The following is an 11,209-nucleotide window of genomic DNA, read 5'->3' as shown; positions in this document are numbered from 1 at the left end:
AAATTAACGATAATCGAATTGAATTTATTAAAATTATTCAGACGCCAAAAGATTGTTTTGATGTGTAAAATATTTTTTTATATTTGTGAGAACGAAAACCATCAGGAAAACATGAAATATACTGCGGTAAATAATTTTTCTAATAATAATTTGAATTCTAACCAGATTCGAACAGAGAAGTTATGGACCAAAGTATAGCATTATAAAATATATTGTACAACAAATTTCCCAAGCTTCTCAACTTTTGAGAAGCTTTTTTTATTAAAAAAAATCGCTAAACATATGGAAACGAAACTACAAACAGAACGAAAAATTGAAGAAATCAAAAACATTTTTCAACAAAAACTGAGAAAAGCTTTGCAACTGCACAAAATTTCATCGCCTCTTATGGTAATGGATGGGACGGGAATTAATGACGACCTGAATGGATTAGAAAGACCATTAAAGTTCAAAGTGAAAGCACTGCAAGATGCACAAGCTGTAATTGTACACTCGCTTGCCAAATGGAAAAGAATAAAACTGAAAGAATACGAAATTCGGGTACACGAAGGAATCCTTACCGATATGCATGCGCTAAGACCAGACGAAGATTATTCACCCTTGCACTCGATCTATGTGGACCAATGGGATTGGGAAATGCACATCACCAAAAAAGACCGAACGATAGCTTTTTTGAAAACAACGGTCGAAAAAATATTTTCTGCCCTTAAAGAAACAGAATCGCAGCTGTTGCAAGAAAACATTATAGCATCGCTATTATTGCCCGAGCGCATCCATTTTATTACCGCAGAAGACTTGTATCAAAAATATCCTACACTTACCGCAAAAGAACGAGAACACGCGATTGCGAGAGAATTTGGCGCCGTATTCATCATTGGCATTGGAGGTGAACTTTCTTGTGGAAAAGCTCATGACGGAAGAGCTGCCGACTATGACGATTGGAGTACCGCAACCGAAATAGGCAACGGACTGAACGGTGATTTCATCGTGTGGAGTCCAGTTGTGGGACACAGTATCGAATTGTCTTCGATGGGAATTCGAGTAGATAAAATTGCCTTGGAAAAGCAACTGAAAATTCGTGCCGAAGAAGACAAATCATCGCTTCATTATCATCAACAAATTTTGGCAGAATCCTTACCTTACAGTATTGGCGGTGGCATTGGACAATCTAGACTTTGCATGTTCTTTTTACAGAAAAAGCATGTGGGCGAAGTGCAGTCGAGTGTTTGGGACGAAAATCTAAAAACAGAATTGCAACAGCACGGGATACAACTCCTGTAATCAATCGAGACGATTGATTTCGTCGAACAACTGCATGAGCTCACTGTTGGGTTCTTGTTGATGTTTGGATTTGAAATAATCTCTGAAAAGATCTCGTATATCCTGATCCAAATTGATGGTTTGGGTAACGTTGGGTGCAATAATATCGTTTTGTACTTTGGGTATCAAATAAACAATTCCGTCATGATTTTGATAAAGCATTTTACGTTCTTCTGCGGTAAGATAGGTTGATGATTCTATGGTAAGTTCGACCAAAACATCGGGGTTGCTACTCAACCAATTTACGGCATCTTCGATTTTTGTGAAAGATTTGCGAGCTAACTTTTTACCAGAACGTAAACGAATTGCAGTTTGACTTATGGGTTGATTGGGTTCGAGTTCCACTATATTCACAAATTTTTCTTGACCAGCTTCGCTAAAACTATACGGTAAAATAGATGACGAATAAACAACAGGTTTTTCATCAGACCCAATATTGTTATAAGCATGCAAATGCCCCAATGCCGTATATTGTATCGCTTGCGGAATAGCATCGGCAAACACCAAATCGGCATTCCCAATTTTCAATGGTTTTTCACCTTCTGGTTCGTCTAGCAAATCAGCTCCTCGACTATTCATATACAAGTGCGTCATCAAAACATTCACTCCATTAGAATCGCAAAAATCATGAGCCAGCTGTCCCCAATGAGAAGCCAACACTTGATTGAGCCCTTGCTCTTTTTCCTCACCAAAGTATTGTTTCAACCGCAGTTCGTTGGCATAAGGTGTATGAATCAACCGAAAAGGATAATCGTAAGAATGCAATTTCAATTCTATAAAACCCACTTCTGAACGAGTAATCTTAAAGTCTTCTAAAGTTATTGGCAAAACTTTCGCCTGCGGATAACCAATCAGGAAAATGCCACATTCGCGTGCAAGCGGATCTGGCGCATCGATAAAACTTGGCGAATCGTGGTTGCCTGCAATTGCGATCACAGGGCGTTTGCCATTTTTTGTCAATCGTTTTAGAGTTTTGTAAAATAAATCAACCGCTTCGGTGCTGGGATGAAAAGTATCGAACAAATCACCTGCAACAAGCACGATATCTACAGCGTGCTCCTCAGCAATGGATACCATTTCGTCCAAAACCTCTATCTGCTCTTCTATACGAGTATAGTGGTCTAATTTTTTTCCTAAATGCCAATCTGCAGTGTGAAGAATTTTCATGGGTACAATTATGGTAAAACGATTTCTTTTTGCAATAAAAATCAAAAATACAGGATAATCACGACAATGTGTGTCTCTCTTTAAAAACTTTTTCTAAATCCTATACTTTATCGCAAGATATGAAACGAAAAACTTATTTTTACAAAAAAAAAGCTGTGGAAGAACATTCTAATGATCCGTTACATGGTAAAAAGTTGGTCGACATCATCGAAGAGTTGGTCTTGTATTATGGCGGATTCGAAGGGCTTGGCGAGCAAATCAACATTCGTTGTTTTACGCATGATCCTAGCCTTAATTCGTCTTTAAAATTCCTGAGAAGGACTCCTTGGGCTAGAGAAAAAGTAGAAAATTTATACCTTACGATCATCAAAAAACAAAAAAAATAGAACTTCGCCCTGCTATGAATCCTTTTAGAAAAGACGTAAAAATCGAATTCAGAAAGCCCATTTATCCTATTCAACCCTTTCTGCACGATTATCTCGAAAAATATCAACGCCTTACCGAGATTGCATTAGAATACGAAGATTTGTTGCGCTTTACCGACTATACACATGTTGAGGATATTGACGGGAAAGACACCTTGTGGCTGAGCGTCTTTTATGCCGAACATGAGCGTTGGGAAATCGAAGATAATCTGAAAAGAATCTACAATTTGTTGCATTCGGATGGTGATGAAGAAAACCTGCCATTTCTCACGGTCGACAGCATAGAATATTGCACATTCGGCAATTCGAGACCTTTTCGGATAAAAGTGCGAAACATACTGAACGATAATTATACCAATTATTATGTAAAAAAAGCTGATGCATCGCGTATTTATGGGCTGGAGCTGGAAGATTTGTTATCGCCGCATCGCATCAATTTTTTGATTTATAAAGATACGCTGATCGAAGAGCATATTTTGGGCATCCCAGGCGACTTATTCATCGAAAAACATTTAGAAAATTGTTCCGAACTCGAGAAATCACAATTGGCGAAAGAGTTCGTAAAATTCAACGAACGCTGTTTTTTGGGCTTATTGGGAGATATGCGATCGTACAACTATGTCGTAATTCCGATACACGACTACAATCAGGTTATTTACCGCATCAGACCAATCGATTTTGATCAGCAATGCTACGAGGGCAACTTAAAAATTTATCGTCCGCAATATTTCAAAGAAAATCGTGTGATGGTCGATTTGGTATACGAAAAACTCAAAAATAGTTCTATTTTACAGTATCAACGCGAAGTACGCTCCTTGCTCACCAAACGGCTACTCAACAGTCAACGCCATTTTACAGATTTGATGGAGGTAATGAAAAAAGATGAAATTGCGCCAACCGAAAACGTAGTACAACTGAAAACAGCTTTGCTGAAATTCACGCACGAAACCAGCTTCAACGCATGTCAATCGATGGGCGAAATTTTGGAAATGGGACTGAAATTCCTCATCAGAAATTATAGAAAATAAAAATTATGCTGTCAAAAGATAATTTATCTCACTGACAACGAATCAATAAGATGTATTTCGTAAAAAACTTTAAAAAAGTATTTGCAAATATGTCATCTAATCTTCTATATTTGCAGTCGCAATCACGCAATAGATTGCGTCTGGAGAGATGGCAGAGTGGTCGAATGCGGCGGTCTTGAAAACCGTTGAGGGTCACACCTCCGGGGGTTCGAATCCCTCTCTCTCCGCAAAAAAAGCGTAACAATTTAATTTTAAATTTGTTACGCTTTTTTCTTTTCATAGATCGTAAATCTGCGAGATCGCATTTTTTCTAAAAAACAAAATTATTTCAATAATCAAATTCTGTTCACCTATCTTTGCCGAATGAGACGAATTCTAAATGATTTACTAATCGTAATCTCGTTGCCATTCATCTTGGCATACGAAGTCTATTGCATGTACTCTAAATACAAGAAATGAGAAATCAAAAACGCATCGGAATCATGGGCGCTTTGCCCGAAGAAATCGATTATATTTTACCACTAATCGAAAATAAAACCGAAGTAAGACTTGGCAAACGTACCTTTTATTGCGGAACCATCCATCAACAAGAAGTCGTCGTGGTGTTTTCTAGAATAGGAAAAGTTGCGGCGGCAGCCACTGTTTCTACGCTCATTTTACACTTTGCCGTAAGCGAAGTGATTTTTACAGGGGTCGCGGGCGGTATCGATTCTAAGGTAAAAATTGGAGATATAGTGATTGCAAATCAGCTAGTACAGCACGACATGAATGCCGAACCTCTCATGCCAAGACACGAAATTCCTTTGTTGGGTAAAACTTTTTTCGAAGCAGACCAAAAATTATTGAATTGTAGTGAAAAAGCTGCCCAAAAAGTTTTAAATCAAAAAATTTTCAGTGATCAAGAAATCGAAGAATTCAAGCTTCATCTGCCCACAGTTCATGTCGGATTGATTGGTTCTGGTGATTTATTTTTTTCGACCAATCAGAAAAAAGCACAATTGAATCAACGCCTATCAGCTATACTTTGTGTTGAGATGGAAGGCGCTGCTGTCGCGCAGGTTTGTTACGAATTTGGTGTACCATGCGTGGTAATCCGAAGCATTTCGGATGATGCCGACGAGCACTCGAGCGTGAATTTTATGCGCTTCATACAGCATATCGGCAGAGCATACAGCAAGGGCATCGTAGAAGAAATAATTCGAGCAAGAAAATTATAATAAAAAAAGTCTTCCATAATAAAACGAAAGACTTTGGAAAAAAATGGAGCCGATGGAGGGACTCGAACCCACGACCTGCTGATTACAAATCAGCTGCTCTAGCCAGCTGAGCTACATCGGCAAAAAAGTGGGGAGAGCAGGATTCGAACCTGCGAAGGTGAAAACCAACGGATTTACAGTCCGTCCTCGTTGGCCGCTTGAGTATCTCCCCAGAAAAACGATTGTACCTTGAAAAAATTGAGCCGATAGAGGGACTCGAACCCACGACCTGCTGATTACAAATCAGCTGCTCTAGCCAGCTGAGCTACATCGGCGTATTCAAAGTATGGTTTTCAAAAAAACTTCCCGTTTTTCGTGGTGCAATATTAGAACGTAAATTTGAATCTCGCAAATTGTTGAATGACTTTTTTTGGACTATTTTCTGGTTTTTGATTCTAAAATTTGATAATCAAACATTTATCAAACAAAAAAAAATTGGCTTTTAACTGAAACAAAGGTTAACATAGAATTTACATTGTTCAACTTATTTTTGTTCGACTTAATATCAATATGCATATACTCCTCATCATACTTCAAGCTTTGGGTGCTATTGCTCTTTTTATCTACGCGATGAAAATGGTGAGCGATAACCTGCAAGCGATTTCTGGTGAAGGTTTTCAACATACGATCAATAATCTCACGCGCAACAATTTCACCACTTTTCTCACGGGAACTGTGTTCACTACCTCTATACAGTCTTCTTCTGCGGCAAGTATTTTTGTGCTAAGTTTTGTGAATGCTGGTTTCATCAACCTAAGGAAAGCTTTCGGTTTGATAATCGGCGCCAATGTAGGCACAACACTTACCTTGTGGTTGATTCTCGTTGGGCTGCAATTTCAGTTGTTGTATATTGCTTTGCCATTGCTTATTGTGGCGGTTCCGCTTTATGTATCTTACCAGCGAAATAGAAGGCTGATAGGTGAAACCATGATTGGTTTTACGATGATTTTCTTTGCCTTGTATTTTCTAAAAACTTTCCTGCCAGACATTGCCGATTTTCATTTTATACAAGACTTATTAAATAGTCAATCTTCTTGGCTGTATGCCCGCTATTTATTGTTTATTGTGATTGGTTTACTCCTCACCTTGGTGGTGCATTTTTCATCTGCTTCGATCGCCATTTCGGTCTTGTTGGTAACCAAAGGCTTGCCTCTTGAATTGGCTGCTATGATGATTTTGGGGGCAAATATCGGCACCACTTTCACCGCGCAGTTGGCATCATTTGTGGGGAACAAATCGACAAGAATTGTGGCTAATTTTCACACTTGTTTCAATGTATTTAGTGCATTGCTTTTCTTTTTTTTAGTCCCTTTTATCATTTCCTTTTTACAACAATATATTGCCAATTCACATATCTTACTCATCACTTTCGATACGATAATCAATGTGGTAACGGCAATTATCGCTTTGCTTTTTCTAAATCCGATAAGTGAATATTTCGAAAAGAAACAAATCAAAACGCAAGAAAGCAAACGATTGGATAAGATGAATTTCTTGCTGGCGGCATTTGGTCATAATGCCAATTTGTACCTCAACGAAGCTACGAAAAACATTCTAAGATTAGCGGCGATAAGCAGACGCACCATCCAAATATTGGGTAGGATGATTACCGAAAGCGATGAGGGAAAATTTAAAATTCTAAAACAACGGGTATTGCATTTGGAGAACGAAAGCGACCAGGTCGAAGAAGAAATCACCTCTTTTCTGATGAAGATTTACAATCTCGAAATCAATGAAAGCAAAGCGATTAGAATCAACCAGCTTTTGGTTATTTGTCATCACCTAGAAAGCATCAGTGATATTGCGATAAAGATGACGGCAATCCACAACAAGCGAAGAAATAGCAACAGTTTCATCACGCCAAATCTTCGTGCGCATATGTCTTTGATGCAACAAGAACTCAATTTGGCAATTTCTTTTTTGTACCAAAACCTGAGTTCGTCTAAAGACGAAATAGATTTGGAAAAACCTCGCGAAATCGAGCATAGAATAAATCAACAATACAAATTGGCAGAGGCCGACCTGATCAAAACCATAGAAAAAGATAAACTGGCAACGCTGAGCGCTTTATACTACAAAGAACTGATACAAAACTACGAACTCATAGGCGACCATATTTACAAAGCAAACATGACGCTGAGCAAAAACTAAGTTTTGTACCTTTGCAGAATGGTAGATCCTTATTCTGTTTTCGATATAAAAAATTTTTCTGAATTTCAGGAAGTGGCATTAGCTGTTTTCAGGCATCAGGCTGAACACGTTTCGGTGTACAGAGATTTTGTAGAATTGATGAAAGTAGACTCGAAAAAGGTTAAGCGCTTAGAGGAAATTCCTTTTTTACCTATCCGATTTTTCAAACAATATCCTATTATCGAAAATCAATGCAAACCCGAAAAAATTTTCAGCAGTTCGGGGACCACAGGGCAAAACACCAGTCAACATTTGGTTGCCGATTTGGCGCTGTATCATCATAGCCTTTCGGCGTGTTTCAGGCATTTCTATGGCGATTTGTCTGACTATTGTATTTTTGCTTTATTACCCTCGTATTTGGAGCGAGAAGGTTCGTCGCTCATCGATATGGTCGCCTATTGGTTAGAAGAATCGGACACTTCTTTTGGTGGATTTTATTTGTACAATCATCAACAACTGCACACCGATTTGTTGGCGTGCGAAAAAGCGGGTAAAAAAGCCATTCTCATCGGCGTTTCTTTTGCATTGTTGGATTTTGTAGCGCATTATCCAATGCAACTGTCGCAAACCATTGTCATGGAAACGGGCGGAATGAAAGGTAGAAAAAAAGAAATCACCCGAACCGAATTGCATACTATTCTAAAAAAAGGTTTTGGCACGAAGCACATTCATTCTGAATACGGGATGACAGAATTGCTCTCGCAAGCCTATTTGAGAGAAAAAGGCGTTTTCGAATCGCCAAACTGGATGCACATCCTCATACGCGAAACCGAAGATCCGCTCACATTTGTAGAACAAGGAAAAACAGGCGGTGTCAACGTAATAGATTTGGCAAATTTTCATTCTTGTAGCTTTATCGCAACCGATGATTTGGGTCGAAAACTATCGCCTCAAACTTTCGAGATTATGGGTAGATTCGACCATGCCGATGTGAGAGGTTGCAATTTGATGGTGGTCTGATTTATTGACGCTCTATTTCTACGATTTGGTTTTTTATTTGCAACAGTTCATCGAAAAACGATTTTATTTCTTTAGTTTTTTTTGCTTCTATCAATCCCTCGGGAATCAGCAATTGGTAGGTAAGGATAAGTTTGTCGTTGTTTATGATTCCATTCTGAAAGTACTTTAATCCAACCGGAGACGAAATTTCTTTTTTTACCTGTTGTAAATTTACTTTTTCGTTGGGTTCTAAGTCAATATACATTTCGTAATTTACAAAATAAGGAAACTGAAATTCTATATCCTGATAACGTTTGTCACCATGAAAAACATAATTTTCTAATAATTTTCGAAGAGGATTATAAATTTTATTTGGCGTAGAAAAATTGCTGGTCGATTTATAGATTAATCGAGTATTGCCACTGGCTTCTCGCTATTGTAGCTCGGTCAGAAAATGTGTATCGGCATTGAAATTGGTAGAATGCGCTGCAATCCAATCATTTTTCATATGGCCACAGAATGTAAAATTTTGGGTACAAAGATTTTTTTCTACCTTTTTTTATAATCTTATCGCACATTGAGCTCAGAAAGAGTCTGTTTTGTAGTCAGAAAAGGAGAATCGCTTTCGTTGTTTACCACTAAAAAACGTTGGTTGTATTTTTCTATTGGCGCAAAATAAAACATCGTATAACTAATTCTGCTGTCTTCTATCAATGTGTTTTCGCCATTTTTTAGCATCACAAAATTGTTCATCGATTTGAATTGTTTTCTATAGGGATAATTAAACAAAACCCAAGCGTACTGTCTTGGACTAAACAACACCAAGCTAGCCTGAATGTCTTTAGCAGCAAGAGCTTCATGAAGCGATAAATTGAGGTCTGCTTGATTTCCAGATTTGTCGATCATCAACTGTTCGAAGGTTTTTTCGGGTGAAATACTCAAGAATTTATCCCAAGAAAAATTATCTCTAAAATACAACAATACATACTGCAAGGTTTCTTTTTCATCGTTTCCGTTTGCAATTTTCTGCATAATACTTTTTGCTACGACTGAGGATTTATAAGTTTCTAAGCTTTTTTTGTATTCTCTTATCAGATTTGGCCAAGTGTCGAACAAGGTTTTGTATTCGGTTTCTTTACCATAAAAATCGTTTTTATATCCGATATATCCTTTTGCATGTAAACGCAAACTTTCTAACTGATCTGTCTGATTGTACAAACACTTTATCTTATCGATGCTCGGAATATCTTGTACAGCCCAAGTTTTGTCTGGATGTTTTTTTCCATATGAGAATATAATCTAGCTTTCAGTTGCGAAATGGATTTTGCACGATGATGATGGTAATATTCAATTTCACATTGGCTTGATACAGTCCGATTGCATTCAAGATTTTTATTTGTCTTTTTACAAGAAGCGAATAATGCTGATTGCTGATGCTCATCAAGCCTTTTTCGTACAAGATTACGGCAGAAGCATGAGATCGAAATTTACTTCAGTCAACGTAAATTCTTGATCGGAAATAATTCCCCAGCGAAAATTATAATTTTGGGCTTGAAGTGTAGAAAAGAAAAAGACAAAAAACAATAGAATTGTTTTCATTTTTTGATTAATTTTTTCAGAATTAAAAAGTTTATCATCACACTTCTGAAGATTTGTGGTGTACGAAAAATCTTGGTTGACTAAAAATAAGTTTATTTGCAAAAAGGTTAGTAAACTCAACGTTAATATGCTATAAAATATTCCAAATATTTTTTTTTAAAATAGAAAAAAAGGCTGGCTATTTTTATTAAAAACAAGTTTATTTACTGTTAATTAACATTTTTTTGTATTTTATATTAGGAAATGCAAAAAAAATGTATACTTTTACGTTCAGAAATCATTGCTAAAGCATTTAGTATGGCTTCTTAATTAACACAATAGAGGAAAAACTGAAAAAGGATTAATTCATTTTAATCCTTTTTTACTTTTCAACAATCTGATTCAAAGCATCTTGCAGTTTAGAATACTCGAATTCATACCCCAATTTTTTCAATTTCATATTGTTTGCCAAAACACTATTCAACACCAAACTACTGCGTTCGCCCAAGAATTTTTCGACCATCCATTTCGGAATATTTGGCAAGAAAAAAGGTTTGTCCAAAGTTTCTGCGAGTAATTTATTAATTTCTGCTTGGGTAACTTGCTCATCGGCAACGGCATTGATAGCACCATGGTAACGATCGTTGAACAACGCGGCGACATAGATTGCGGTAAGGTCTTCTAAATGCACCCAAGGAATAAAATTGTTTCCATTCCCAAGATTAGTTCCCAAGCCAAGACGAAATGGAAAACTCATTTTTGGGAAAGATCCTCCTCGATTACTTAGTACCAGTGGCGTTCTAATTTTTACCACACGCGCCTTGAGCGATGAAAATTGGTCTGCTGCCTTTTCCCAATTTACGGTTATTTCACTCAGAAAATCTGTTCCTGCCTTGTCTTCTTCTTGCAATCTTCGATTGGTGATTTGATTACCATAAATAGAAATACCAGATGCCGAAACAAAGGTCTTGAGCTCTGGCGCATATTGTTGAGCATACGCAAAAAGCAAATCGGCAGTTTTGATGCGGCTATCATAAATTAACTTTTTGTAATTGCTGGTCCAAGGTTTTGTAATCGGTGCTCCAGCAAGGTGCACTATGGCTTCTACACCTCGAAAAACAGTTGGGTCGATAAAGCCTTTGTTTGCGTTCCAAAAAAATTGTTCGCTTTCTTGATCTCGTTGCAAGACATTCACTTGATGATCTAATGCGCGTAGCTTTTCTACCAATGATTTTCCAATAAATCCAGTGCCACCAGAAACTAAAATCTTCATGTTGTTTTTTTTTCTAATTTAGCGATAACTTAA

The 11,209-nt window shown here is 37.4% G+C and carries 12 protein-coding genes and 4 tRNA genes; 7 read left to right on the top strand and 9 right to left on the bottom strand.

Features of this window, described 5'->3' with window-relative positions; all coding sequences use genetic code 11:
- Positions 1–282 precede the first annotated feature (282 nt).
- The gene (gene asnA / locus BN8061_RS07920) at positions 283–1,281 is read left to right on the top strand and encodes an aspartate--ammonia ligase (RefSeq protein WP_068598204.1); all 999 of its coding nucleotides are present in this window, start codon (positions 283–285) and stop codon (positions 1,279–1,281) included.
- Here the strand turns inward: asnA and BN8061_RS07915 are convergent, their stop codons facing one another.
- The gene (locus BN8061_RS07915; protein WP_068599472.1) at positions 1,282–2,487 is read right to left on the bottom strand and encodes a metallophosphoesterase family protein; all 1,206 of its coding nucleotides are present in this window, start codon (positions 2,485–2,487) and stop codon (positions 1,282–1,284) included.
- Positions 2,488–2,606: 119 nt separating this feature from the next.
- Here BN8061_RS07915 and BN8061_RS07910 point away from each other — a divergent pair, with 119 nt between their 5' ends.
- The 4 genes from BN8061_RS07910 (at position 2,607) to BN8061_RS07895 (ending at position 5,157) form a co-directional block, all read left to right on the top strand.
- Positions 2,607–2,873, top strand: coding sequence for a VF530 family protein (locus BN8061_RS07910; protein ID WP_068598202.1), 267 nt, complete (start codon positions 2,607–2,609; stop codon positions 2,871–2,873).
- Positions 2,874–2,887: 14 nt separating this feature from the next.
- A complete protein-coding gene (locus tag BN8061_RS07905) occupies positions 2,888–3,940 on the top strand; it encodes a hypothetical protein (protein WP_068598200.1) in 1,053 nt (350 codons plus the stop codon).
- A gap of 142 nt (positions 3,941–4,082) precedes the next feature.
- A tRNA-Ser gene (locus BN8061_RS07900) sits at positions 4,083–4,167 on the top strand.
- 228 nt (positions 4,168–4,395) lie between these two features.
- Entirely contained in the window at positions 4,396–5,157 is a 762-nt protein-coding gene (locus tag BN8061_RS07895) for a 5'-methylthioadenosine/adenosylhomocysteine nucleosidase (RefSeq protein WP_068598197.1), read from the top strand.
- Positions 5,158–5,201: 44 nt separating this feature from the next.
- Here the strand turns inward: BN8061_RS07895 and BN8061_RS07890 are convergent.
- The 3 genes from BN8061_RS07890 to BN8061_RS07880 form a co-directional block, all read right to left on the bottom strand.
- Positions 5,202–5,278, bottom strand: a tRNA-Thr gene (locus BN8061_RS07890).
- 7 nt (positions 5,279–5,285) lie between these two features.
- Positions 5,286–5,368: transfer RNA gene (locus BN8061_RS07885), tRNA-Tyr, on the bottom strand.
- Between the two features lie 29 nt (positions 5,369–5,397).
- Positions 5,398–5,471: transfer RNA gene (locus tag BN8061_RS07880), tRNA-Thr, on the bottom strand.
- A 235-nt stretch (positions 5,472–5,706) separates the two neighbouring features.
- Between BN8061_RS07880 and BN8061_RS07875 the strand changes: the two genes are divergently transcribed.
- Together BN8061_RS07875 and BN8061_RS07870 are read left to right on the top strand one after the other, a co-directional pair.
- Positions 5,707–7,347 carry a Na/Pi cotransporter family protein gene (locus tag BN8061_RS07875; protein WP_068598195.1) on the top strand — a complete coding sequence of 547 codons (1,641 nt, stop codon included), beginning with the start codon at positions 5,707–5,709 and terminating at the stop codon, positions 7,345–7,347.
- Between the two features lie 18 nt (positions 7,348–7,365).
- Positions 7,366–8,346 carry a LuxE/PaaK family acyltransferase gene (locus tag BN8061_RS07870; protein ID WP_068598193.1) on the top strand — a complete coding sequence of 327 codons (981 nt, stop codon included), beginning with the start codon at positions 7,366–7,368 and terminating at the stop codon, positions 8,344–8,346.
- A gap of 1 nt (position 8,347) precedes the next feature.
- On the opposite strand, the gene BN8061_RS07865 is transcribed toward BN8061_RS07870, so the two are convergent.
- From BN8061_RS07865 to BN8061_RS07850, 5 genes are all read right to left on the bottom strand, one after another.
- Positions 8,348–8,590, bottom strand: coding sequence for a hypothetical protein (locus tag BN8061_RS07865; protein ID WP_068598191.1), 243 nt, complete (start codon positions 8,588–8,590; stop codon positions 8,348–8,350).
- A 302-nt stretch (positions 8,591–8,892) separates the two neighbouring features.
- A complete protein-coding gene (locus BN8061_RS07860; protein WP_154662294.1) occupies positions 8,893–9,543 on the bottom strand; it encodes a hypothetical protein in 651 nt (216 codons plus the stop codon).
- Between the two features lie 88 nt (positions 9,544–9,631).
- Positions 9,632–9,766 carry a hypothetical protein gene (locus BN8061_RS12300; protein WP_262509381.1) on the bottom strand — a complete coding sequence of 45 codons (135 nt, stop codon included), beginning with the start codon at positions 9,764–9,766 and terminating at the stop codon, positions 9,632–9,634.
- A 20-nt stretch (positions 9,767–9,786) separates the two neighbouring features.
- Positions 9,787–9,924 carry a hypothetical protein gene (locus tag BN8061_RS11905; RefSeq protein WP_154662293.1) on the bottom strand — a complete coding sequence of 46 codons (138 nt, stop codon included), beginning with the start codon at positions 9,922–9,924 and terminating at the stop codon, positions 9,787–9,789.
- Between the two features lie 361 nt (positions 9,925–10,285).
- Positions 10,286–11,176, bottom strand: coding sequence for a TIGR01777 family oxidoreductase (locus BN8061_RS07850; RefSeq protein ID WP_068598186.1), 891 nt, complete (start codon positions 11,174–11,176; stop codon positions 10,286–10,288).
- Positions 11,177–11,209 lie beyond the last annotated feature (33 nt).

This window comes from Vaginella massiliensis (genome assembly GCF_900089075.1).
Taxonomy (GTDB): domain Bacteria; phylum Bacteroidota; class Bacteroidia; order Flavobacteriales; family Weeksellaceae; genus Weeksella; species Weeksella massiliensis_A.
This window is presented reverse-complemented; position numbering and strand designations above follow the sequence as displayed.